Below are 24,015 nucleotides of genomic sequence, written 5' to 3' on the forward strand. Positions count from 1 at the left end.
ATGAAAAGATTACGCAGCAAAATGACCACCGAAGAACTGGCAGATTGCCTCGGTGTCGCTAAGCAAACCGTGAATCGTTGGATACGTGAACAAAAATGGGAAACGGAAAAATTTCCAGGTGTTAAAGGTGGTCGGGCAAGACTCGTTCATATCGATACACGCGTGCGGGAGTTTATTTTGAACATCCCGGCGTTTCGTAACCATTCTGCATTTTATCAGGCTGAAGAGCCGCTGGCCGAGTACAATCCCGTCGTACGCAGTCATGCCTATAGGCAAATTATTGATGCCGTGGAAAATATGTCCGCTGCGGAACAGGAAAAGTTAGCGCTATTCCTTTCACGTGAAGGTATCCGTGGTTTCCTTACACGCCTGGGTCTGAACGATTCTGAGTAATGCAAAGAAAAACGGCAGAGTCTCCCCTGCCGTTTCATTAATGCGGCGATCGCTTACTGTTGCGCTTCACGCTCCGCAATAAAAGCCAGAGCTTTATTGATGCGCTCAATGCTGCGAGTTTTTCCAATCGCGTGCACCGTTACGTCTAAGCCAGGAGACTGACCCGCACCGGTTACCGCCACACGTAACGGCATACCGACTTTACCCATCCCCACTTCCAGCTCATCAGCAGTAGCCTGAATCGCGTGATGCACGTTTTCAGCCGTCCACTCGGTAATGGCTGCCAGTTTGTCACGCACCACTTCCAGCGGTTGACGCGCCACCGGACGCAGGTGTTTCTTCGCGGCATCGGCATCAAACTCGGCAAAATCTTCGTAGAAGTAACGGCAGCTCTGCGCCATCTCTTTCAGTGTTTTGCAACGCTCGCCCAGCAGTTTCACCAGTTCAGCCAACTCCGGGCCGTTACGGGTATCGATGTTTTCCTGCTCGATGTGCCACTGCAGATGCGTTGCCACATACTCCGGCGCCAGCGAGTTAATGTAGTGATGGTTCAGCCACTGCAGTTTTTCCGTGTTGAACGCACTGGCGGATTTGCTGACCGCTCCAAGGGAGAACAGCTTGATCATCTCTTCACGGGTGAAGATCTCCTGATCGCCGCTGGACCAGCCCAGACGCACCAGGTAGTTCAGCAGCGCTTCCGGCAGATAGCCGTCATCACGATACTGCATTACACTCACCGCGCCGTGACGTTTGGACAGTTTTTTACCGTCGTCGCCGTTGATCATAGAGACGTGGGCGTACACCGGCACCGGCGCGTTCAGCGCTTTCAGAATGTTGATCTGGCGCGGGGTATTGTTGATATGGTCTTCACCACGAATGACGTGGGTGATCTCCATATCCCAGTCGTCCACCACTACACAAAAGTTATAGGTCGGGGAACCGTCGGTGCGGCGGATGATCAGATCGTCCAGCTCCTGATTGCTGAATTCGATCGGGCCACGGATCTGGTCGTCAAAAATGACAGAGCCGTCCTGCGGGTTGGCAAAACGGACAACACAAGGCTCATCATCAGCGTGATGTTCATGACCATGACGGCAACGACCGTCGTAGCGCGGCTTTTCACCCTTCGCCATCTGCTCTTCACGCAGTGCGTCCAGGCGCTCTTTGGAGCAGTAGCATTTATAGGCCGTGCCCGCTTCCAGCATCTCATCAATCACTGCGTTATAACGATCGAAACGTTTAGTCTGGAAGTATGGACCTTCGTCCCATTCCAGGCTCAGCCAGTTCATACCGTCCATAATGGCTTCGATAGCTTCCGGCGTGGAACGTTCGAGATCGGTGTCTTCAATACGCAGCACAAACTCACCGCCGTGATTACGTGCAAAAAGCCAGGAATAGAGAGCAGTACGCGCACCACCGACGTGCAGATAGCCTGTCGGGCTTGGCGCGAAGCGAGTTTTGATTTTCATGAAATGGCCTTACGTTTATAAAGATGCCGACAACCGGCAAATCCGGGAAAAATGGAATGGCCGATATTCTATCACTGTGAAGTAAATCCTCAATGTTGTTACCGGGTAAACGCCGTACAGAACCCTTTTTGTTTAGAAATCATGCGCCAGAGACCGTTTCACGATCGTTTTGCTTAAAATTACGACGAACAAACAATTTCTTTAGAAAATGCGTTGACTCATTTTCAACTCTCCCTATAATGCGACTCCACACAGCGGGGGTGATTAGCTCAGCTGGGAGAGCACCTCCCTTACAAGGAGGGGGTCGGCGGTTCGATCCCGTCATCACCCACCAACTACTTTATGTAGTCTCCGCCGTGTCGATAAGAAATTGAGAAGTGGGTGATTAGCTCAGCTGGGAGAGCACCTCCCTTACAAGGAGGGGGTCGGCGGTTCGATCCCGTCATCACCCACCACTTTCTCGCCAGCTAAATTTCTTATTGTGAAGTACCGAAGTGGGTGATTAGCTCAGCTGGGAGAGCACCTCCCTTACAAGGAGGGGGTCGGCGGTTCGATCCCGTCATCACCCACCACTTCGGGTCGTTAGCTCAGTTGGTAGAGCAGTTGACTTTTAATCAATTGGTCGCAGGTTCGAATCCTGCACGACCCACCAATGTAGAAAGGCGCCCTAAAGGCGCCTTTTTGCTATGTACTGTTTGTCAGATTCGAGCCTGTACCGAGTCTGGGGAATTTCATGCCAAATCAAGCACGCTGTAAATATTAAAAATAATATAAATTCAGAATAAAAATAAATAGCGCAAAATATAGCCCGTTTCGGGAAAATACTTTCCCCGTCTGTCCATTCCATTGATATCCATCAAAAAAAAACAGTCCCGAAAGAGAGTATTCCGTTTCATACAATAACAGTTGTTATTATTCCGTTCGGTATTGTGTCGCCAGGTTCGCTTTATCCTCCGCCGCACTATCGGTTCCCGCAGGATACTTTTATCTGCATCAGGGGAGGTCGTTGTGTCTTTGAAAGGACTGCGTTTTACGCTGGACGTGGACGGGCTGGGGCCAAAAACCTTCGCCGTGGTGAATTTTGTATTGAGGCAGCGCCACTCATTTCCGTTTGTGCTGGATATTGATGTTGCCAGCGATTCTTTCGGAGAGACCGCGGAACAGCTACTGGAGAAAAATGCCACTCTGACCATCTGGCAAGGCAATACCCCTCAACGCTATGTCAGCGGTATCGTTACCCGTTTTGGGATGAAAGAGTACAACGGCTGGCAGATGTGCTACTGCCTGACTATCACTCCGCCCCTCTGGCGCAGCGGGCTGCGACAGAATTTTCGCATCTTCCAGCAACAGGACATTCAGACCATTTCCGCCACCTTGTTGGAGGAGAACGGCATTACTGACTGGAAGCCCTGGTTTTATGAAGACCACCCGGCGCGAGAATTCTGCGTTCAGTATGGTGAGACGGACCTTACGTTTCTTACCAGGCTGTGGTCAGAGGAAGGTATTTTCTTTTTTGATCGTTTTGCTCCTGACAGCCCGGCGCAGACACTGACGCTATGCGATAACGTTGCCGGATTATCCGATGCCGGTGAACTGCCATTCAATCCAAACTGTTCATTAGAAATTACCATTCCGAGTGTCAGTACCTTCAGTTACCAGGCGCAAATCCGCCCCTATTCCGTAGAAACTCAGGACTACACCTTTAAAATGCCGCAGTGGCCCGGGTATTACGGACATTCTGGTGAAAATCTGAACGGACAGAGGAAGCAGTATGAAGTCTTTGACTGGCCGGGGCGTTTTAAGGATGAACAACACGGGCAGGATTTCGCCCGCTACCAGATAGAGGGCTGGCGTAACAATGCGGAAACCGCCGCCTGTATCAGCAACTCTCCCCTACTGTGGCCGGGCACAACCTTCTCACTTACCGGGCATCCGGTAAACACGCTTAACCAAAAGTGGCAGGTTGTCAGCAGCGTTCTGACGGGAAAACAGCCACAGGCGATGAAAGGCGGACAGGGTATGGGCACCACGCTGAATAATCAGTTTGAAGTGATCCCCGCCGACAGAACCTGGCGACCGCAGCCGTTGATAAAGCCAAAAGTGGATGGTCCACAAAGTGCCATTGTCACTGGGCCGTCGGGCGAAGAAATCTTCTGCGATGAGCATGGTCGTGTGCGGGTGCGCTTTCACTGGGACCGTTATCATAAAAGCAATGAGGACAGTTCCTGCTGGATACGGGTGTCGCAGGCGTGGGCGGGTGCCGGGTTCGGCAATCTGGCCATTCCGCGCGTGGGTCAGGAGGTCATCGTGGACTTTCTCAATGGCGACCCCGACCAGCCCATCATTATGGGCCGTACCTATCACGACGATAACCGCTCCCCGGGCAGCCTGCCCGGCACGAAAACACAGATGATCATTCGCTCAAAAACCTATAAGGGCGGCGGGTTTAATGAACTGCGTTTTGAGGATGCGACCGGGCAGGAGCAGGTGTATATCCATGCGCAGAAAGACATGGACACCGATGTACTGAATAACCGCACCACTGACGTGACGGCAAACCACCGGGAAACGATCGGCGGTAATCAGCTTATCACCGTGAAGCAAAACCAGATACAGACAGTGGTGCAGAACCAGAAAGAGACCGTGGGCCAGAATCAGAGTGTCACCGTGGGCATGAATCAGGCGGAAACGGTGGGGATTGTCCGCGCCCTGAGCGTGGGGGTGGCATACCAGACTACGGTGGGTGGGGTGATGAACACCTCGGTGGCGCTGATGCAGTCCTCACAGGTCGGTATTCAGAAATCCCTGCTAGTTGGCAAAGGGTATGACGTCAGCGTGGGGGAAAACGTCAACTTCACGGTAGGCAAAACCCGGACAGAAAGCGCCGGAAAGGTGGCGGTGTACTCTGCCGGAGAACATCTGGAGTTGCGTTGTGGACAGGCGCGGCTGGTGCTGACGCAGGACGGCAAAATCTTCCTTAACGGCACGGATATTAATCTTCAGGGCGTGCAAACACTCAGTGGCGACGCGCTGATGATTAACTGGAACTGCGGCGCAGCGGAAGCCCCGCCGAAGGTGCCGGAAGAAAGCAGCAGTCAGCCGCCGGATATGCGTAAGTACTGAGTCAACGGCTGCGCATTTGCGTTTATGTAAAACGATAACAGTACATTCAGCATTTCAGAAGGATTTGTCTATGAGCGGAAAACCAGCGGCGCGTCAGGGCGACGGCACCATGAAGGGTGGCCTGATAATCCAGGGCTCAGCGGGTGTGATGATTGGCGCACCCACCGGTGTGGCCTGTTCGGTCTGCCCGGGAGGGATGACTTCCGGTAACCCGGTCAATCCGTTGCTGGGTGCAAAGGTGCTGCCCGGCGAAACCGATTTCGCCCTGCCCGGCCCGTTGCCGTTTGTGCTCTCGAGGACTTACAACAGCTACCGGACGAAAACGCCTGCACCGGTGGGTATTTTTGGCCCCGGCTGGAAAGCGCCCTTCGATATCCGCTTACAAATCCGCGATGAAGAACTGATACTCAACGACAACGGCGGGCGCAGTATTCATTTCGAGCCGCTGTTTCCCGGTGAAACGGCCTTCAGCCGCAGCGAATCGCTCTGGCTGGCGCGGGGCGGCGTGCCGGTGCTGCATGAAAGCAATCCGCTGCACACACTGTGGCAGTCGTTGCCGGAAGACATTCGCACCAGTCCACACGTGTATCTGGCAACCAACAGCGCACAGGGGCCGTGGTGGATCCTGGGCTGGTCTGCGCGCGTACCGGGAGCGGAGGAACCCTTACCTGCCCCGCTGCCGCCGTACCGGACGCTGACGGCTCTGGTGGACAATTTAGGGCGGAGAATGGTCTTCCATCGTGCCGCTACCGGTGATGCAACCGGGGAAATCACCGCCGTGACGGACGGTGCAGGCCGCCGCTTCCGGCTGGTGCTGACCACGCAGGCGCAGCGGGCCGCACAGTACCGGAAACAGACAGCCGCCGCTGGCACAAAACATCTGCCCTTCCCGGACACTCTGCCCGCCACCGCGTACGGCGCAGACAGCGGTATTCGTCTTGAGGCCGTGTGGCTGACCCACGACCCGGAATACCCGGATATTCTGCCCGCCGCGCCGCTGGCGCGATACGACTATTCCCCGCGTGGCGAACTGGCAACGGTATACGACCGCAGCGGCACGGCAGTACGCCATTTTACGTATGACCCGCCGCATCCGGGACGCATGGTGGCACACCGTTATGCGGGCAGACCAGAGATACGCTATCGCTATGACATCGCCGGGCGGGTAACGGAACAGCGTAACCCGGAAGGCTTAAGCTATGCCTATGCGTATGAACAGAACCGCGTCATTATCACCGACAGCCTGAACCGCCGCGAGGTGCTGCACACCGAAGGCGAAGGCGGGCTGAAACGGGTGGTCAGACAGGAACGCTCCGATGGCAGCGCCATCCACAGTGAATACGACCCGGCTGGCAGACTTATTGCACAGACCGATGCGGCGGGCCGTAAGACGGAATACCGTCTGAGTCCCGGCTCCGGCCAGTTAAAAGAAATCATCGCGCCAGACGGCAGGCGTACTGAGTTTTACTACAACAGCCAGCGCCAGTTGACGGACACCGTATACCCGGACGGCCTGCAAAACCGGCAGGAATACGACGTTCAGGGCAGACTCACCGCCGACACCCTGCGCGACGGCAGCACCACCCGCTGGTTTTATGACAACCCGCACAGCGAATACCCGTCTGCCACCGAAGACGCCACCGGCAGCCGGAAGCAGATGACGTGGAGCCGCTACGGGCAGTTGCTCACCTTCACCGACTGCTCAGGCTACCAGACCCGTTACGAATATGACCGCTTCGGTCAGGTCACTGCCCTTCATCAGGAAGAAGGCCTCAGCCAGTACCGTGCTTACGATGACCGGGGCAGACTGGTCAGCCAGAAAAATGCACAGGGCCATGAGACCCGCTATGAGTACAGCATCGCGGGCGACCTGATGGCGGTCACTGGCCCGGACGGCGTACGCACGGAGACGCAGTATGATGCCGCAGGACACCCGGTGAGCACCACCACTGGCGGCCTGACTCGCCGGGTAGAATACGATGCCGCAGGCCGTGTGACGCAACTGAACAACGAAAACGGCAGCCACACCACCTTCGCTTATGATGTGCTGGACCGGCTGGTACAGGAAACGGGCTTTGACGGCAGAACACAGCGTTATCAGTACGGTATTACCGGGCAGCTTATCCGCAGTGAGGACGAAAGCCTCATCACCCTGTGGCATTACGATGCGTCAGACCGGCTGACATACCGAACGGTGAATGACGAGGAGGCAGAACGCTGGCAGTACAACGCGCGCGGCTGGCTGGCCGAAGTCAGCCATCTCAGCGACGGCCACCGCGTCGCCGTGCAGTATGAGTACGATAAACAGGGACGGATGAACCTTGAACGCCAGACGGTGCAGCATCCCGAAACGGGAGAGCTGCTGTGGCAGCACATCACCCGGCACGATTATACGAAGGGGCTGGCGACCCGGACTATCCCCGATAATCTGCCGCCGGTAGAATGGCTCACTTACGGCAGCGGTTATCTGACCGGCATGAAGCTCGGCGACACGCCGCTTGTTGAGTTCACCCGCGACCGCCTGCACCGGGAAACGCAGCGCCGCTTCGGCGAATACGACCTGACCACGGCATACACCCCGGCCGGTCAGCTACAGCGCCATCATCTCAACATTCACCAGCTTAACCGTGACTACACCTGGAACAGCGGCGGACAGCTGGTCCGCATCCGCGGGCAGCATGAGCAGCGGGATTATCAGTACGGCGACGCCGGGAGGCTCCTCGGCACACACATTCAGTCGCCCCACCACGACCTGGCGCAGTGGACGTTCACCGACCCGGCGGGCAACCGGACAGCGCAACGGGATAAATACCCGATGCTGCCGGAACGCTTCCCGGATAACCGCATCAGCCAGGATGTGGAGAATTTTTACCATTATGACGAACACGGCAGGCTGACAGAGAAAGACGAGCGCCGGATACGCCCGCACGGCAGCGTCGTGCATCATTACCGCTATGATAACCAGCACCGGCTGACGCACTACCGCCGGATGCAACAGGGCAACGTGCTGACGGAAAGTCGTTATCTTTACGACCCGCCGGGCCGCCGCATCAGCAAACGGGTGTGGGCATGTACGGTTTTTCACGATGGTTCGTGTTCACAGCCAGCGCTGCAGGAAACCGTGTGGTACGCCTGGGATGGCAACCGGCTGACCACCACGCAGACGGACGAAACCCGCATTCAGACTGTGTACCTGCCTGGGAGCTTCACGCCGCTCATCCGTATTGAAACGGCAACCGGAGAACTGACCAGAGCCACCCGCCGCACGCTGGCCGAGAAATTTCAGCAGGAAGCAAACGTGACCTTCCCGCCGGAACTGGTGGCGAGGGTGGATAATCTGGAAGCAGAGCTACGGCGCGGGGAACTCAGCGAAGCAAATCAACAGTGGCTGACACAGTGCGGGCTGACGCCGGAACAGATGAAAAATCAGCTGGAGCCGGAATACACGCCGGAACGCAAAATCCACCTGTACCACTGCGACCACCGGGGACTGCCGCTGGCGCTGATTGACATTAACGGACGGGTTGCGTGGCACGCAAAGTTTGATGAATGGGGAAATGTGCTGCGGGAAGATAACCCGCATAACCTGGAACAGCTCATCCGTCTGCCGGGGCAGCAGTGGGATAAAGAGACGGGGTTGTACTATAACCGGCACCGGTATTACGACCCTGAGCAGGGAAGATATATCACGCAGGATCCGATTGGATTAATGGGAGGTTGGAATTTGTATCAATATCCGCTGGATCCGATACAAATAATAGATCCTTTAGGGTTATCTGGCTGGGATGGATTAGGCAATTGGCTCAGCCAGCCAGGTATGAAAGAGGCTTATAATCATGCAGCAGGTGAAGCCGAAGGTTCAATTGCAAAACCTATATCCGAATGGGAATTTTCCGGATGGAATGTGGTTAAAGGAAGTAATCATCTCGGGACTAATTATATAAATGTGTATGCAATGTGTAAGGATCAATTTGATAACACAAAGTCTGTTGCTGCAAAAGTTTTTCAAACCGGTTTGTTTCCGTTGAATGAAATTGAAGCAGGGAAAGGGATACCTGACCCTAGCGAAAATATTGGAAGTAAATCAGCTCCTGTAAACACCGCTGCAGATTGCATTGAGAATCTCGTAAAAGCTCATTCAAGGGCATTAACGTGCGGTTCAAAAAATGGTTATGAATGCTTCATGGATACAGTTGCGACCCCAGAGTTAGGGAATAAATTATGCGGAGAGACTGAGTAAAACCATAATGAATAAATATATAAACAAGATTTCTGAATTGCCATCACGAATAGGATTGACACTTTCTTATATCATATGTATAAATCTAATTGCATTTATGAGGAACTCTTTTAGAATTATTATGTGGTATATTTTTAATGATTCTTTCCAAAACATCTGGCTAATAAAAATTTCAAATGCAATAGCTTACTCCATGTTATTTTGGTGTGGTTGCATTGCTGGCCATTTAATACAAAAAAAAAGTATATTTCATTCTTCATTAGTCGTAGCTTTAGGTGTTATGTATACTTTTTTACTTTCAGGCGTAGGACCAAATGACTATATTTTGCTTCTTGAAGGCATATCAACTGGCGCTGCTTTAGGTGGGATTGGAGGAGGATGCACACTAATAGTAAGAAAACTTCGACATTCGAAAAGTAAGAAATGAGAATAAAGAAAGTCCAGGCTGATTGTTCAAATTGGCCTGGCAGAGTTAAGTTAGTAAAAAACTCCACTGCGCCTATAGGGAAGTGCAGCTAATCATTCGTTCGCAGAATTTGATGAGCGTGGGAACCTATTGCTAAAAGATAACCCGCAGAACCTGGAATAGCTTATTCGCCTGCCGGAGCAACAATACGATGAAGAGACGGGGCTGTACTATAACCGGCACCGGTACTACGACCCTGCACAGGGAAGGTATATCACGCAGGATCCGATTGGATTGCAGGGAGGGTGGAACCTTTATAAATATCCGCTGAATCCAGTATTAGTTATAGATCCCTATGGGTTAAATAACCTGGATGTTATTGTTAATAATAATGGGATAGGTCATGTTGGTTTGCATATGGGAAGTGGTGATAACGAGTTATTATATGATCCTGGTGGATCTTATATGACCCCCGAAAGAATACCATCGGGAAGTGGTGGTACTTTCTCGGGAAGTGGTGGTACTTTCTCGGGAAGTGACGCTAATTTGAATAATTTTTTAAAATATCAATTTGAAGATGGTTCGGATGTGAACGTTTATAGTTTCGAAATAACTCCAGATGAGGACAGGAAAATTAGAGAGGCTATAGATGAACAAGGTGGATGTTCACCATTTTTTTGTGCATCATGTTCCAGTAGTGTTTTAAATGGCATTGGCCCTTTTAAAAATCTGGGAAAAATTCAGACGCCGTGGGGAATGAAAGATGCTATGTCAAATATCCGTTACCCTAAGCCAAATAAACCATGGGGTTCATGGTTTATATCTCCAGCATATTAGTCGGTGTTAATTATGAGAATAGCACGCCTATCTCTACTTATTTTCTCAATAATTATTCATTTCTTTATTGTGAAGACATATGTGTTTAAAACATTAAATCATTACACTTACGATTACTTGACGGTTTTTTATGTTTTGTTTTTGATTTCTGGAATTGTGTCCTTTTTGAAGAAAACTATTTTCATGGATGCGGTTTTCTGTGTTATCACCCCTTATATTTCATCAGTGATAAGTTTTTTTATGTTTCTATAAAAACATCACCTCATGTTGTAATAAATGATTTGTGGTCGAGTATTATAATTGGTTCATTATTGCCATATATTGCATTATATGCTTGGTTTTTGTCGGCAGTCTTGATTGTTGAGCGGTTGGGAATATACTGTCTGTGCAAATTTATTAAAAATTCCTGAATTCGAATTACAATGTACTCCTGTGAACCGGAGAATAAAAATAAGAATTCGGCTATACCTCCAATCCGTAGGTTGTTGGGAAACAACGTATCCAGTATCATGCTTAAATACACAATGAGTTTGTTCACCGAACAGATAAGAGCATAACATCGTTGCCGCCAGATATCCTTTGTGAATCTATGGATTGGTAGCATAAATTTTTTACTACCTCAATATATCGATAATTATGATTAGCATGATGTAAAGGTAATAAATTTAATATCCATGTATTCCTCAATTCACTTAAGGAAAAGATAAAATTAATGTGGTCTTGGTGATTGATAATAGCAGCGCTGATTTTATGGTAGTTTGCATCTCATGAGAAATTGAGCAGTGCTTATAATGGTATACAGATTGTATGCGGAGGTAAGAAACGAGGCTCAAGAAAAGGTTGTTTACTTTCAAAGTTTATATAATAAAAATGATTTCTCCAATATGTATGCAAATGGAGCTAATGATTTCCCGAAAATTACAAGCAAAGAAGATTTTTTATGTTGATGAGAAGAAAAAAACAAATCCTAGGCGATTTCATAATGTCTGATTTAATATCCAGTAATGTTATTAATTCTAATGTGGTGGTGCTTACTTATCGCTCAACCTATAAACATTATTCATTAGTAGAGGAGTTTACTCTAATGAGAAAGGATGATAGTGATAAATTGCGTTTAGGAACATATTTTATTGATGACGGTGGCAAGCGTGGAAAAGTAATAAAACTATAAGAGTGTTTTTCGAACGTTTTGGTAAGGATGCATACGAGATAGGTAATAGTCCCAACAAAATGCCTATTAAATTGCCAGGATGATTACATAGTTTGAATATGCATCCATAAAATAGATTGGTATTTATCCAATAACTCCTTTCTGATATTAAAATTAAATTGCTCATGTTTTTTATAGCTGCTTAATTTTTCATACTCCATAAAATCATGTTTCTTCAGCAACCAGTAATCAGCAATCATTGCCGCCTGTTGCTCCATAGAGTAAAAAATAAAATGAGGCTCATCTAGATGATATGAATCCCAGCGTGTTGATGCATAGGTATTATCATGAAAAGAAGAGTCATGCCGATAATATTGCCAGACAAAAGACATGGCAAATATAAACAAATGAGGATATTTTACAGAATCATGGAAGTTTGTATAATCGGCTGAAAAATCAGATTTATACTCGTTTACACTCAAAAGAATCTCACCATTTCTGGTATTGGTTATTACTTTAGATTGATACCTTGAATGATTGCGGTCACAATATATTTTTACTCTGTCGTAGTTGATGATATTCTTAAATAGAGTTTGCGCCAGTTTTAACTCTCCGGAGGTTAACGATCTGAATAATACAGGATCAGCCCCAGAAGATAACTCTGGCTCTGTGAATAGTTCCTGACAGTCTCTCAGAATAGTGCCTTCATGATCAAAAGAAGCGTTTCTTAATATCCTTTCGCACATAACAACCTCCTTTTATTTTACTTCAGCATACGCCCCGAACGGAAAAACTCAATAAAAAAGAACAAATTTAAATTTCACCTACAGCATATACATTGCTACATTTTCATTTACCGAAATTGTGAATAATCCTTGCGGCAATTGGTTCAAACATATATTCCCAGCGTCACCATCAACCGCATAGGATCAATTGGTGATGCTATACAATGATTGGTCCACTGCCAGACGTCCTGGCACCACAACGGGGGTCGGTTCGGGTACGTTGAAGCAAAAAAGTACGCGATGTACCCGTTACGCCGTTAAGGCATTAATCATGTGTTCCAGTGCGGGTGTCGCCTGTTGCTGGTCATACACAATGTACAAATCAGCCGGAATACGCTCTTCTAATGGACGGAACACCACACCCGGCCAGTTCATCTGCGCGTAGCTGTCGGCAATCAGCGTAATGCCAATTCCCATACTGATCATCGCCAGTACCGTTTGCGGTTCCATCACTTCACGTATGATCATCGGAGAGAACCCCGCACTCTGGCAAACGCGTTGCAGGAATGCCCAGTCAGTGTGAATCGAAGGCATGGTGACGAAGTATTCATTGCGCAGGGCTTCTAATGGTACGGCCTCCCGCACAGTCAGCGCATGCTCTTCTGGCATCGCCACCAGAAAAGAGGATTCATGCAAGCGCAGGCTGGTAAACCCAGGCGCTGGCTCAACCGCCATTCGCCAGACACCGGCATCCAGTTCACGTCGCTCCAGCATGGCCATCTGCATCGCTGGCATATTTTCACGAAACAGCACCTCAACGTTAGGATTGTCCTTCAGGAATCGCCGCATTACCGGGCGCATTTTTCCCCACATCGCCGTGCCGATCACGCCCAGTTCGATCCGCCCTGCCTCACCGCGCCCGATCTGTTCGACGCGTGCTAACACCTGGCTGGCGCTGGAAAGCAGACGTCGTGACTCTTCCATCAGGATTTTCCCTGCATGGGTCAACGCTACGCTGCGCGAATGGCGGATAAACAGCAGCGTGCCGAGCTCCTGTTCCAGCTCTTTAATATGAATACTCAATGGAGGCTGCGACATATTCAGACGAGCGGCGGCGCGTCCAAAATGTAACTCTTCGGCGACAGCAAGAAAATAACGCAGTAACTTGAGATCGATACGAGGCGTGCGTTCCATGGGTAATGCGCTCCTGGGGAGAGGACTGATGCGCCAAATTACCACATTGCGTCGCAGAACAGGAACGACGGGCAACATATGCCCGCCGCAAAGGGGGATTAACGGGCTAGCGAGGGCTGTGCCTGCTTTTCAGGTTCATGCTTGTACTTAAAGCACAGCGCAAAAATCACCGCCAGCACCAGGGCATACGCCGCAAAGACCAGCCAGATAGTTTGCCAGTCCTTCACGCCAACCACTGAGAAGTAATCCACCGCCATACCGCTCAGGATGGAGCCAACCCACGCGCCGACGCCATTGACCATCGTCATAAACAGCCCCTGCGCACTGGCACGAATTTTCGAATCCACTTCCTGTTCAACGAAGACCGAGCCTGAAATGTTGAAGAAATCGAATGCGCAACCGTAGACGATCATCGACATCAGCAGCAGAACAAATCCGAGTGGAGACGGGTCGCCAAAGGCAAAGAAGCCAAAGCGCAATGTCCACGCCAGCATGCTCATCAGCATGACCGTTTTGATGCCAAAGCGTTTGAGGAAGAACGGGATAGTCAGAATAAAGCCGACTTCCGCCATCTGCGAGACAGAGAGTAAGATGGACGGGTATTTCACCACAAAACTGTCGGCAAACTGCGGATCGCGGGCAAAGTCGTGCAAGAAGGGGTTACCAAAAACGTTGGTAATTTGCAGCACTGCACCCAGCATCATGGCAAACAGAAAGAAAATCGCCATCCGCGGATTTTTAAACAGCACGAACGCATCCAGCCCCAGCTTACTGGCAAACGACGCGCTCGCTTTCTTCTCGGCGACCGGAATTTTCGGCAGCGTGAGTGCGTAGGCAGCCAGCAGCAGCGATGCGCCAGACGCAATGTACAGTTGCGCATTGCTCAGCTCCAGGCCCATCAGGCTGACGGTCCACATCGCAACGATAAAACCAATCGTGCCAAAAACGCGAATAGGCGGAAATGCCGTCACCGGATCCTGCCCTGATTGCGCCAGACAGGAATAAGAGACACTGTTGGAAAGCGAAATCGTCGGCATGAAGGCCATTGCGTTGATCAACATCACCCAGAACATGGTGTCCGGATCGGTCACCGTCGTCGCGTAGAGCAGTGCGCCCGCACAGAGCAGATGACAAAGCATATAAGCACGCTCTGCCCGCAGCCATTTGTCCGCAATAATCCCCATAATGCCGGGCATAATAATCGCCGCCAGCCCTTTTGAGCTGTACACCATACCCACGTTGGCACCGGTAAAATGAAGGGTGTTAATCATGTATGAACCCAGGGTGACCAGCCAGCTTCCCCAGATAAAATATTGCATAAACGACATGATCTTTAATCGGGACGCAATACCCATTTTTTTCTTCCTTGCCGTAGAGTACGAACCCCGCCTGCTGGCGGGGTCATTATTATTATCGGTTTCAGGCCAGTTTACGCAGGAACCCGCAAATCAGGTCGATAAAGTTCTGACGTGAAAGTTCAGCCGCCGCCAGGGTTTGCGCGTGCGAGAGCTTCACATCCCCCAGCCCTTCCGCCAGATTGGTGATCGCCGACACGGCAACCACTTTCAGTCCGCAGTGGCGGGCGGTGATAACTTCAGGTACCACCGACATCCCCACCACATCGCCGCCAATAATCTGCATCATGCGAATCTCCGCGGCCGTCTCAAAGTTAGGTCCCGGATAAGAAACAAATACGCCTTCGCTCAGCGTAAAACCCTCGTCGGCAGCTACGGTCTGTAAAATCGCACGATAATCGGCATCATAGGCATTCGCCAGCGAGAAGAAACGCTCACCAAAGCGTTCGTCGTTCGGTCCAACCATCGGCGTTCCCGGCATGGTGTTGATATGGTCACTCAGCGCCACCAGACTCCCTGGCCCCACTTCCGGACGCAGAGACCCTGCCGCATTGGTGCAGAACAGCAGTTCGCAACCCAGTAGCTTCATTGTGCGAATAGCGTCGGTCATCACGGTCATGCCGCGACCCTCGTAGAAGTGCCCGCGTCCTTTCATACAGGCGACCGGAACCCCGGCCAGATGACCGAGCACTAACTCGCCGGCATGCCCGTGAACGGTACTCACCGGGAACCCTGGCAGCTTCTCGTAAGAGATCGCCACCGCATCTTCTATCTGCTCGGCCAGCGCGCCTAAACCCGATCCAAGGATAAAAGCGACGCGCGGCGTGAAGTCAGGTTTATAGCCGCGGATAATATCAGCGCTGTTCCAGGGATTCTGGGAAAAGTGGGAGTCGGTCATGAGATGTCCTTATAATCAGCTAGTCACTCATTGAGTGAGGGAGGTAATGGTTATAGCGAGAGTACGCAATCGATTACCAATACAGTTTTCCCGGATGATCGATAGCAAATGTATATCAATCCTGGGCCCGGCAGGCGCGAATGAAGGCTAATTGTCCCTGCCAGAAATAGGAGGATGCACTGAAGGTCTGTCTTTCTATGCCGATATCGTAGGTTTAATGGCAAAAGGAAACCACGATGACCACCATCAACGTCTCAACCCCTTCCGTTCAAAGCGGCGGGAGTAGCGCAAAAACCGCTTCAGGTAACAGTACCGCCGCGCAGATCGCCCAGATTGTGGAGAAAATCACCCAACTGACGCAGAAGCTCAAAGAGGTGCCGGATAGCACTGGCAGCGCGGAAGAGAAGAAAAAACAACAAGAAATGCTCCAGACACAGATCAAAGTGTTGCAGGCACAACTGGCGCAGTTACAGCACCAGCAGGCCGAAGAAGCTCAGCAAAAGCAGGAACAAGCCCAGGTAAACGCGCAAGGCGTTAATCATCCTTCCGACGACCATCAGATTGATGTTTATATCTGATAAAGCGGATCCTGCGCACGTAAATTTGTTAATGCATTCGCCTGGGTGCGGACCACTTCCCACAGCGCATGGGCGGCTGTCGACAGCGAGCGATTCTTGCGACGCGCCAGCATCAGTTGCCGCTCCACCACCGGCGTCAGTCGCTTCACCTGCAAGTGGCTCCCCTGCGGCAACGGTAAGGCCAGCGCAGGCAGAATACTGATACCTATTCCCGCTTCTACCATCGGAAACAGCGTCGCCGGATGACCAATCTCCTGCACAATATTGGCCTCTATCGCAAAGTGCGCGAGCGCCGCGTCAATGAGCGGTCGACTCCCCGATGCATAATCCTGTAAGACCAGTCGTTCCTCCCGGAGATCCTGCCAGTTCACCCATTCCCGTGTCGCCAGCGAGTGTGACTCATGGCAAAGCAGGAGAAAAGGTTCGGAGAGCACAGCTTCACATTGCAGATCGCTCACCGCCCCCGGATCAATCACAATACCAAAATCCACTTCTCCCTGGCGGATACTCTCCAGTACCCACTGCTGCGGTCGATCGTGCAGGACAAAATCGATCGCCGGATAGCGCAAGTTACTTTGCGCAATGCACTGCGGAATGAGATGGGCGGAGATCGTCTGGCTTGCCGCCACGCGGACCGTCCCGGTGAGTTGCGTGCCCACCCTACCCGCTTCACGCAGCGTGATGTGTAGTTCATCCAGCAGTCGCTCCAGACGACCCGCCAGTTGTTGACCGGCGTCCGTCAGCACCACTTCTCGCGTCGTGCGATCCAGCAGTTTAACGCCCGTCTGGCGCTCTAGCTCTTTAATACTGTGGCTCACTGCCGACTGACTCAGGCCAATGCACTCGCCTGCACGGCTAAAACTTTTTTCCTGGGCTACAGTGACAAACACCCGAAGTTGACGCAGTGAATAATTCATCGATTCGATTCATATATAGATGCAATAAATCAATTTTATTTCTCAAAATGAAAAACGCAAAATAAGGACACCGAATTCCTGGAGTATTTATGAATATTTTTCGTATCCTCGATCCGTTTACGCTGACCCTGATTACGGTCGTCCTGCTGGCCTCATTTTTCCCCGCTGAGGGAGATTTTGTGCCTGTTGTTGAAGGCATCACCACCGCGGCCATCGCGCTCCTGTTCTTTATGCACGGAGCAAAGCTTTCGCGCGAAGCCATTATCGCGGGCGGCAGTCACTGGCGGTTACACCTGTGGGTGATGTGTAGCACCTTCATTCTGTTCCCGGTGCTCGGCGTATTGTTTGCCTGGTGGGCGCCGATCAACGTTGATCCGATGCTGTACACCGGCTTTCTGTATCTGTGCATTTTGCCCGCTACGGTACAGTCGGCGATTGCCTTTACCTCGCTGGCGGGCGGTAACGTTGCGGCGGCGGTCTGCTCAGCCTCGGCCTCCAGCCTGCTGGGGATTTTCCTCTCCCCGCTGTTGGTTGGTCTGGTGATGAATATTCATGGCGCAGAAGGCAGTCTGGAGCAGGTCGGGAAAATCATGCTGCAACTGCTGTTGCCGTTTGTGCTCGGGCACCTTTCCCGCCCGTGGATCGGCAAGTGGGTCGCACGAAATAAAAAATGGATTGCGAAAACTGATCAAACGTCAATTTTGCTGGTGGTTTATTCCGCCTTCAGCGAAGCCGTCGTGAACGGGATCTGGCACAAAGTGGGCTGGGGATCGCTGCTGTTTATCGTCGTGGTCAGCATCGTGTTGCTCGCCATCGTGATTGCTGTAAACATCGTTGTGGCGCGCAAATGCGGCTTCAACAAAGCCGACGAAATCACGATTGTTTTCTGCGGGTCGAAAAAGAGTCTGGCAAACGGCGTCCCCATGGCCAACATCCTTTTCCCGACGTCCGTCATTGGGATGATGGTGCTGCCGCTGATGATCTTCCACCAGATTCAGTTGATGGTCTGTGCGGTATTGGCGCGCCGCTATAAGCGCCAGACCGAACAGTTACAGGCGCAGCAGGACAGCCGCGCCGCCAAAGCTTAAAGCGGGCGCTTCAGGGGCTGAACCAGCTGGCTCAGCCCTTCGGTTTTGATTAGCAGCGTAATTTGCATCAGCTCGCCCAGTTTACCCGCCGGAAACTCATCCTTGCGGGCAAACCACAGCAGATACTCTTCTGGCACATCGATCAGCCGACGCCCTTTATATTTACCAAACGGCATCACCGTGTTGGCAATCTCAACGAGCTGCTCTTTCTCCATCTCAGACACCCAGCAGGCGGAGCATTTCCGCTTCGTCAATCACTGCAATCCCCAGCTCCTGCGCTTTTGCCAGTTTGGAACCGGCCGCTTCGCCAGCAATAACCAGATCGGTCTTCTTCGAGACGCTGCCCGCCACTTTCGCACCGAGCTCCACCAGCCGCGCTTTAGCATCATCGCGCGACATCTGGCTCAGGCTTCCCGTCAGCACTACCGTTTTCCCGGCAAATGGACTGTCAATCTCTTCCGCATTGATCACTACCGGTGCAGGCCAGTGAATGCCTTCCGCCAGCAGTTGCCCGATGACTTCGCGATTGCTCTCTTCAGCAAAGAAATTGAACACATGGGTGGCGACCACAATGCCCACATCGGGGACTTTTTGCAGCTCGTCAATAGACGCCGCTTCCAGCGCTTCCAGAGTACCGAAGTAAGCGGCCAGACCGGCGGCCGTAGCCTCTCCAACTTCCCGGATACCGAGTGCATACAGGAAGCGCGCAAAGGTGGTCGATTTCGATTTTTCCAGCGCCTCCACCACGTTTTGCGCCGACTTCGGCCCCATTCGGTCGAGACCGGTCAGTTTCCCGGCTGTCAGCCGAAACAGGTCCGCCGGCGTGTGGACATACTCTTTCTCGACCAGTTGGTCGATAATTTTGTCGCCCATCCCATCCACGTCCATCGCCCGACGAGATACGAAATGCTTGAGCGATTCTTTACGCTGCGCGCCGCAAATCAAACCGCCGGTACAGCGAGCAACCGCTTCACCTTCCACGCGCTCAACGTCTGAACCGCATACCGGGCAATGCGTCGGAAATGCTACCGGACGCGTGTCGTCCGGACGTTCGGAAAGCACCACGTTGACCACCTGCGGAATAACATCGCCAGCACGGCGAATTACCACCTTATCGCCAATGCGCAGGCCAAGACGTTCGATTTCATCGGCATTATGCAGCGTGGCGTTACTCACCAGCACACCCGCGACCTGTACCGGTTCAAGACGCGCAACGGGAGTAATTGCTCCGGTGCGTCCGACCTGGAACTCCACGTCACGAACAAAGGTCATCTGTTCCTGCGCCGGGAATTTAAAGGCCACCGCCCAGCGCGGCGCACGTGCGACGAAACCCAGTTGCTCCTGTAGCGCCATCGAGTTGACCTTAATCACCACCCCATCGATGTCGAAACCCAGCGTCGGACGGTCCTCTTCCACCTTGTGGTAAAACGCCAGCACCGCTTCCGGCGAGTCACACAGCGTCACGCGATCGCTGACCGGCAACCCCCATGCTTTGAATTGCAGCAGACGCCCCAGATGAGTATCAGGCAGTTCGCCGCCTTCCAGCACGCCAACGCCATAGCAGAAGAAAGTGAGTGGTCGCTTCGCGGTGATACGCGGATCGAGCTGGCGCAGCGAGCCCGCTGCCGCATTTCGCGGGTTAGCAAACAGCTTTCCGCCCGTGCGGCGAGCATCTTCATTGATCTTTTCAAAACCCGCCTGCGGCAGGAAAACTTCGCCTCGCACTTCCAGACGCGTCGGAATGTTATCGCCGTGGAGTTTCAGCGGAATGGCGCGAATAGTCCGCACGTTTGAGGTAATGTCCTCACCGGTCGTACCATCACCACGCGTCGCTGCACTCACCAGCACCCCGTTTTCATAGAGAATGCTGACCGCCAGACCGTCCAGTTTCAGCTCACAGCACCAGGTGAGCTTGTCGCTACTCTTAAGACGGTCCTGCACGCGCTTGTTAAACGCCAGGAAACTCTCCTCATCAAAGACGTTGTCCAGCGACAACATCGGCACTTCATGACGAATCTGGCTGAAAGACGCAAGCGGCGCAGCGCCCACGCGCTGGGTCGGAGAGTCCGGAGTAATCAGCTCCGGGTGTTGCGCTTCCAGTTCACGCAGCTCACGCATCAGGCGGTCATATTCTGCATCGGGGATTTCCGGCGCATCCATCACATGGTAAAGATACTCATGATGGCGAAGCGTGGTTCGCAGTTCGGTCAGTTGTTGTTCGATTGATTCCATATCGCACCATCAATGATAAAAAACCCCCGACAGGCGGGGGTTCAGAAAGGAAGTTGTCGTGCCTTGAGTGTATCAGGCGTTCGCGTCTTTCACTTCGCGGATACGGTCCTGATACTCACGCAATTTTTGCGGCGTCATCATCCGACGCTGATCGTCGAGCACCACACCACCGACTTCATCGGCAATATGCTGTGCGGATTGCAGCATCAGTTTGAAGTTCTGCAGTTCATCGCCGTAAGACGGCACCTGCATAAAGATGGTCACGCCCGGCGTGGTGAAGTCGACCATTTCTGGATCAAACGTACCCGGGTTAACCATATTCGCCAGGCTGAATAACGCCGGGCCGCTGCCATCCGGACTCAGATGACGATGGAAAATATTCATGTCGCCAAACTTGAATCCGGCCTGCTGAATGCTATTGAGCAGCACTTCACCGTTAAGCTCGCTGCCATGATGGGCGGCGACGTTCATGATGATCACCGCTTCTTTACGCTGAGGCTTTTCCGGGGCTGGTGCTTCTTCAACGACGGGCTCAGGCTGTGGCTCGACCACGGGTTCTGCAGGCTGGAAAGCCTGTGGCGACGGCTGCGGTGCAGTCGGCTGAACGGGCTGAATCTGCGGCGCGGCGGGCTGTTGTTGAACCGGCTGCGGCTGATGCACAGGTTGCTGTGGCGCAGGCTGATGCACCGGCTGCGGCTGAGCGGATTGCTGCGGCGCAGGCTGTGGCTGGTGTACCGGCTGCTGCGGCGGACGCTGGGCATGCTGCGGCTGTACCGGCACTTCAGACGATGGCTGAACCGGCTGACGCGGTTGTGCCGACGCATAAGGCGGCTGGTACTGGTGTTGCGGCGACTGGCGAGGAGCTTCATGCTCCTGCGGGTTGCCAGGGGCATGATTCACGCGGTGAACACGAACTTCACCCACGCCTTCGTCTGCTTCGACATCATCGTCATACGAGTCGTCGTCGCGTTTTGATTTCATGCGTTTCAGTGGACGATCGCGGAACATAGAAGATCGTTCTTTACGGCTGGTCCAGAAACCATGTACCAGTAAAGCGATTATGGCGATCGCGCCAACAATGATTAATATCAGACGCAAATCCTGCATCATTATATTCTCTGTTGTTCTAACACCTTGCCACCACGGCAAACATTTACTCACTAAGAGTATTTGCCGATTACGTCAAGTGCAAGTGTACTCTTAGCTTTCACAGCATAAAGATGAACGAAATCGTGCTTTTTGCTGTTTTTTCGAACATTTCCGAACTGTTCTGTGTGCGATAACCCGGTAAGATACCCGTGTTCGCTTAGGACTTATACGAAAAGGAGCATGTCCTGACTATGGTGTCATCATCTGTCACTGCGCCACGCAGCGGTTTTTACTACTTTGCTCAGGGATGGAAACTGGTTTCGCAACCAGGGATCCGTCGCTATGTCATTTTACCGCTATTGGTCAACATCCTGCTAATGGGCAGTGCGTTCTGGTGGCTGTTCACACAGCTGGATGTCTGGATCCCGTCGCTTATGAGTCACGTCCCGGACTGGCTGCAATGGCTGAGCTATCTGCTGTGGCCTGTCGCGGTCATCTCTGTGCTGCTGGTGTTTGGCTATTTTTTCTCGACCCTGGCCAACTGGATTGCCGCGCCGTTTAACGGGCTGCTGGCGGAGCAACTGGAAGCGCGACTCACCGGCGCAACGCCGCCGGACACGGGCATTCTGGGGATCATGAAAGATGTGCCGCGGATTATGAAACGCGAATGGCAAAAGCTGGCCTGGTATCTGCCACGCGCCATCGTACTGCTGATCCTTTACTTTATTCCCGGCATCGGGCAAACCGTCGCCCCCGTACTGTGGTTCCTGTTCAGCGCCTGGATGCTGGCCATTCAGTATTGCGATTACCCTTTTGACAACCATAAAGTGCCGTTTAAAGAGATGCGCACTGCTCTGCGCAGCCGTAAGGTCACCAATATGCAGTTTGGTTCGCTCACCAGCCTGTTTACCCTGATCCCGGTTCTTAATCTCTTCATCATGCCAGTGGCAGTCTGTGGCGCCACGGCGATGTGGGTGGATTGCTATCGTGCTAAGCACGCGTTATGGAAATAACGAAAGTTTGTGTAAATAAGAGGTTGTTTATAACGCCTCTTATTCCATACTGATACCCATTATTTCTTCATAGCATATAGATATGCGAAATCCTTACTTCCCCATATTCGTCTGAAGGGTATGCTGGGAAGGTATCCCAATTTCATACAGTTAAGGACAGGCCATGAGTAAGATTTTTGAAGACAACTCGCTGACTATCGGTCATACGCCGCTGGTTCGACTGAACCGTATCGGTAACGGACGCATTCTGGCGAAGGTGGAATCACGTAACCCGAGCTTCAGCGTGAAATGCCGTATCGGTGCCAATATGATTTGGGATGCTGAAAAACGCGGCGTGCTTAAACCGGGCGTCGAGCTGGTCGAACCCACCAGCGGCAACACGGGTATCGCGCTGGCCTATGTCGCGGCGGCACGTGGTTACAAACTGACGCTGACCATGCCGGAAACCATGAGTATCGAACGTCGTAAACTGCTGAAAGCGCTGGGTGCCAACCTGGTGCTGACCGAAGGTGCAAAAGGCATGAAAGGCGCCATTCAGAAAGCAGAAGAGATTGTCGCCAGCGATCCGGCGAAATATCTGTTGCTTCAGCAGTTCAGCAACCCGGCAAACCCAGAAATCCACGAAAAAACCACCGGTCCGGAAATCTGGGAAGATACCGACGGCCAGGTTGACGTTTTCATCTCCGGCGTGGGGACTGGCGGGACGCTAACCGGCGTCACCCGCTATATTAAAGGCACCAAAGGCAAAACCGACCTGATTACCGTTGCCGTTGAGCCAACGGATTCCCCGGTCATCGCTCAGGCGCTGGCAGGCGAAGAGCTGAAGCCAGGTCCGCACAAAATTCAGGGTATCGGCGCCGGTTTCATTCCGGGTAACCTGGATCTGAAACTGATCGACAAAGTGGTCGCCATCACCAACGAAGAGGCGATCTCCACCGCCCGCCGCCTAATGGAAGAGGAAGGCATTCTTGCCGGTATCTCCTCCGGAGCCGCAGTGGCTGCCGCGCTTAAGCTTCAGGAAGATGAAACCTTTACCAATAAGAATATTGTGGTTATCCTACCGTCATCGGGTGAGCGTTATTTGAGCACTGCACTGTTTGCCGATCTCTTCACAGAGAAAGAATTGCAACAGTAATGCCAGCATGTTAAAAACGCGTAAAAAAGCACCTTTTCAGGTGCTTTTTTGTGGCCTGCTTCAAACTTTCACCCCACCTGCCATTGCTTCACCCCGCCAGGTCTGGTATTTAACCTGATTAATTATTTTGAAGCGCGAAATTAATCGTTACAGGAAAACTGCTAGCTGAATCG

The 24,015-nt window shown here is 52.1% G+C and carries 18 protein-coding genes, 4 tRNA genes and 1 pseudogene; 14 read left to right on the top strand and 9 right to left on the bottom strand.

What is annotated here, in order from left to right:
• On the top strand, window positions 1-393 hold the full coding sequence (locus ACQ0PY_RS16675) for a MerR family transcriptional regulator (protein WP_042999922.1): 393 nt from the start codon (window positions 1-3) through the stop codon (window positions 391-393).
• A gap of 53 nt (window positions 394-446) precedes the next feature.
• Here the strand turns inward: ACQ0PY_RS16675 and gltX are convergent, their stop codons facing one another.
• Complete coding sequence (gene gltX / locus ACQ0PY_RS16680) at window positions 447-1,862, bottom strand: glutamate--tRNA ligase (RefSeq protein WP_044258398.1); 1,416 nt, start codon at window positions 1,860-1,862, stop codon at window positions 447-449.
• A gap of 258 nt (window positions 1,863-2,120) precedes the next feature.
• On the opposite strand from gltX, the gene ACQ0PY_RS16685 reads away from it, so the two are divergent.
• The 9 genes and pseudogenes from ACQ0PY_RS16685 (at window position 2,121) to ACQ0PY_RS16725 (ending at window position 11,639) form a co-directional block, all read left to right on the top strand.
• Window positions 2,121-2,196, top strand: a tRNA-Val gene (locus ACQ0PY_RS16685).
• 45 nt (window positions 2,197-2,241) lie between these two features.
• Window positions 2,242-2,317: transfer RNA gene (locus tag ACQ0PY_RS16690), tRNA-Val, on the top strand.
• A gap of 41 nt (window positions 2,318-2,358) precedes the next feature.
• Window positions 2,359-2,434 (top strand) — tRNA-Val (locus tag ACQ0PY_RS16695).
• Window positions 2,435-2,438: 4 nt separating this feature from the next.
• Window positions 2,439-2,514, top strand: a tRNA-Lys gene (locus ACQ0PY_RS16700).
• Window positions 2,515-2,870: 356 nt separating this feature from the next.
• The gene (locus ACQ0PY_RS16705) at window positions 2,871-4,985 is read left to right on the top strand and encodes a type VI secretion system Vgr family protein (RefSeq protein WP_099433010.1); all 2,115 of its coding nucleotides are present in this window, start codon (window positions 2,871-2,873) and stop codon (window positions 4,983-4,985) included.
• A 70-nt stretch (window positions 4,986-5,055) separates the two neighbouring features.
• Window positions 5,056-9,225, top strand: a complete 4,170-nt coding sequence (locus ACQ0PY_RS16710) for an RHS element core protein (protein WP_109740453.1) — start codon at window positions 5,056-5,058, stop codon at window positions 9,223-9,225.
• Window positions 9,226-9,232: 7 nt separating this feature from the next.
• On the top strand, window positions 9,233-9,652 hold the full coding sequence (locus tag ACQ0PY_RS16715; protein ID WP_082010100.1) for a hypothetical protein: 420 nt from the start codon (window positions 9,233-9,235) through the stop codon (window positions 9,650-9,652).
• 102 nt (window positions 9,653-9,754) lie between these two features.
• Window positions 9,755-10,033, top strand: a pseudogene (locus tag ACQ0PY_RS16720) (RHS repeat-associated core domain-containing protein); the annotation flags it as partial.
• Window positions 10,034-11,408: 1,375 nt separating this feature from the next.
• Complete coding sequence (locus ACQ0PY_RS16725) at window positions 11,409-11,639, top strand: hypothetical protein (RefSeq protein ID WP_054176584.1); 231 nt, start codon at window positions 11,409-11,411, stop codon at window positions 11,637-11,639.
• 83 nt (window positions 11,640-11,722) lie between these two features.
• On the opposite strand, the gene ACQ0PY_RS16730 is transcribed toward ACQ0PY_RS16725, so the two are convergent.
• The 4 genes from ACQ0PY_RS16730 to xapA form a co-directional block, all read right to left on the bottom strand.
• On the bottom strand, window positions 11,723-12,364 hold the full coding sequence (locus tag ACQ0PY_RS16730; protein ID WP_224788338.1) for a hypothetical protein: 642 nt from the start codon (window positions 12,362-12,364) through the stop codon (window positions 11,723-11,725).
• A gap of 288 nt (window positions 12,365-12,652) precedes the next feature.
• Window positions 12,653-13,537, bottom strand: coding sequence for a LysR family transcriptional regulator (locus ACQ0PY_RS16735; RefSeq protein WP_044268272.1), 885 nt, complete (start codon window positions 13,535-13,537; stop codon window positions 12,653-12,655).
• 98 nt (window positions 13,538-13,635) lie between these two features.
• On the bottom strand, window positions 13,636-14,892 hold the full coding sequence (locus tag ACQ0PY_RS16740; protein ID WP_109740454.1) for a nucleoside permease: 1,257 nt from the start codon (window positions 14,890-14,892) through the stop codon (window positions 13,636-13,638).
• 64 nt (window positions 14,893-14,956) lie between these two features.
• Window positions 14,957-15,790: a xanthosine phosphorylase gene (gene xapA / locus ACQ0PY_RS16745; protein ID WP_042999916.1), complete on the bottom strand. Its 834-nt coding sequence runs from the start codon at window positions 15,788-15,790 to the stop codon at window positions 14,957-14,959.
• 236 nt (window positions 15,791-16,026) lie between these two features.
• Here xapA and ACQ0PY_RS16750 point away from each other — a divergent pair, with 236 nt between their 5' ends.
• On the top strand, window positions 16,027-16,368 hold the full coding sequence (locus ACQ0PY_RS16750; RefSeq protein WP_042999915.1) for a FlxA-like family protein: 342 nt from the start codon (window positions 16,027-16,029) through the stop codon (window positions 16,366-16,368).
• Here ACQ0PY_RS16750 and ACQ0PY_RS16755 read toward each other — a convergent pair.
• Window positions 16,359-17,285 (bottom strand): LysR family transcriptional regulator, encoded by a 927-nt coding sequence (locus tag ACQ0PY_RS16755; protein WP_109740455.1) that lies wholly within the window; start codon window positions 17,283-17,285, stop codon window positions 16,359-16,361. The two genes, ACQ0PY_RS16750 and ACQ0PY_RS16755, sit on opposite strands and share 10 nt — an antisense overlap.
• Before the next feature lie 89 nt (window positions 17,286-17,374).
• Between ACQ0PY_RS16755 and ACQ0PY_RS16760 the strand changes: the two genes are divergently transcribed.
• Complete coding sequence (locus ACQ0PY_RS16760) at window positions 17,375-18,373, top strand: bile acid:sodium symporter family protein (protein ID WP_042999913.1); 999 nt, start codon at window positions 17,375-17,377, stop codon at window positions 18,371-18,373.
• Here the strand turns inward: ACQ0PY_RS16760 and ACQ0PY_RS16765 are convergent.
• From ACQ0PY_RS16765 to zipA, 3 genes are all read right to left on the bottom strand, one after another.
• On the bottom strand, window positions 18,370-18,588 hold the full coding sequence (locus ACQ0PY_RS16765; RefSeq protein WP_042317684.1) for a DUF3820 family protein: 219 nt from the start codon (window positions 18,586-18,588) through the stop codon (window positions 18,370-18,372). The two genes, ACQ0PY_RS16760 and ACQ0PY_RS16765, sit on opposite strands and share 4 nt — an antisense overlap.
• A 1-nt stretch (window position 18,589) precedes the next feature.
• Window positions 18,590-20,605, bottom strand: coding sequence for an NAD-dependent DNA ligase LigA (gene ligA / locus ACQ0PY_RS16770; RefSeq protein ID WP_042999912.1), 2,016 nt, complete (start codon window positions 20,603-20,605; stop codon window positions 18,590-18,592).
• A 72-nt stretch (window positions 20,606-20,677) separates the two neighbouring features.
• Window positions 20,678-21,715, bottom strand: a complete 1,038-nt coding sequence (gene zipA, locus ACQ0PY_RS16775) for a cell division protein ZipA (protein WP_042999911.1) — start codon at window positions 21,713-21,715, stop codon at window positions 20,678-20,680.
• Between the two features lie 230 nt (window positions 21,716-21,945).
• Here zipA and cysZ point away from each other — a divergent pair, with 230 nt between their 5' ends.
• Both cysZ and cysK read left to right on the top strand, forming a co-directional pair.
• Window positions 21,946-22,707 carry a sulfate transporter CysZ gene (gene cysZ, locus ACQ0PY_RS16780; protein WP_044258382.1) on the top strand — a complete coding sequence of 254 codons (762 nt, stop codon included), beginning with the start codon at window positions 21,946-21,948 and terminating at the stop codon, window positions 22,705-22,707.
• 163 nt (window positions 22,708-22,870) lie between these two features.
• Window positions 22,871-23,842, top strand: a complete 972-nt coding sequence (gene cysK, locus ACQ0PY_RS16785) for a cysteine synthase A (protein ID WP_042999909.1) — start codon at window positions 22,871-22,873, stop codon at window positions 23,840-23,842.
• Window positions 23,843-24,015 lie beyond the last annotated feature (173 nt).

The sequence above is a fragment of the Citrobacter sp. LST-B2 genome (assembly GCF_057983045.1).

Bases quoted from the DNA above. Each gene is read 5' to 3' on its own strand.
- ACQ0PY_RS16675 (WP_042999922.1), top strand. From the start codon at position 1: ATGAAAAGATTACGCAGCAAAATGACCACCGAAGAACTGGCAGATTGC.
- gltX (WP_044258398.1), bottom strand. From the start codon at position 1,862: ATGAAAATCAAAACTCGCTTCGCGCCAAGCCCGACAGGCTATCTGCAC.
- ACQ0PY_RS16710 (WP_109740453.1), top strand. From the start codon at position 5,056: ATGAGCGGAAAACCAGCGGCGCGTCAGGGCGACGGCACCATGAAGGGT.
- ACQ0PY_RS16715 (WP_082010100.1), top strand. From the start codon at position 9,233: ATGAATAAATATATAAACAAGATTTCTGAATTGCCATCACGAATAGGA.
- ACQ0PY_RS16725 (WP_054176584.1), top strand. From the start codon at position 11,409: ATGTTGATGAGAAGAAAAAAACAAATCCTAGGCGATTTCATAATGTCT.
- ACQ0PY_RS16730 (WP_224788338.1), bottom strand. From the start codon at position 12,364: ATGTGCGAAAGGATATTAAGAAACGCTTCTTTTGATCATGAAGGCACT.
- ACQ0PY_RS16735 (WP_044268272.1), bottom strand. From the start codon at position 13,537: ATGGAACGCACGCCTCGTATCGATCTCAAGTTACTGCGTTATTTTCTT.
- ACQ0PY_RS16740 (WP_109740454.1), bottom strand. From the start codon at position 14,892: ATGGGTATTGCGTCCCGATTAAAGATCATGTCGTTTATGCAATATTTT.
- xapA (WP_042999916.1), bottom strand. From the start codon at position 15,790: ATGACCGACTCCCACTTTTCCCAGAATCCCTGGAACAGCGCTGATATT.
- ACQ0PY_RS16750 (WP_042999915.1), top strand. From the start codon at position 16,027: ATGACCACCATCAACGTCTCAACCCCTTCCGTTCAAAGCGGCGGGAGT.
- ACQ0PY_RS16755 (WP_109740455.1), bottom strand. From the start codon at position 17,285: ATGAATTATTCACTGCGTCAACTTCGGGTGTTTGTCACTGTAGCCCAG.
- ACQ0PY_RS16760 (WP_042999913.1), top strand. From the start codon at position 17,375: ATGAATATTTTTCGTATCCTCGATCCGTTTACGCTGACCCTGATTACG.
- ACQ0PY_RS16765 (WP_042317684.1), bottom strand. From the start codon at position 18,588: ATGGAGAAAGAGCAGCTCGTTGAGATTGCCAACACGGTGATGCCGTTT.
- ligA (WP_042999912.1), bottom strand. From the start codon at position 20,605: ATGGAATCAATCGAACAACAACTGACCGAACTGCGAACCACGCTTCGC.
- zipA (WP_042999911.1), bottom strand. From the start codon at position 21,715: ATGATGCAGGATTTGCGTCTGATATTAATCATTGTTGGCGCGATCGCC.
- cysZ (WP_044258382.1), top strand. From the start codon at position 21,946: ATGGTGTCATCATCTGTCACTGCGCCACGCAGCGGTTTTTACTACTTT.
- cysK (WP_042999909.1), top strand. From the start codon at position 22,871: ATGAGTAAGATTTTTGAAGACAACTCGCTGACTATCGGTCATACGCCG.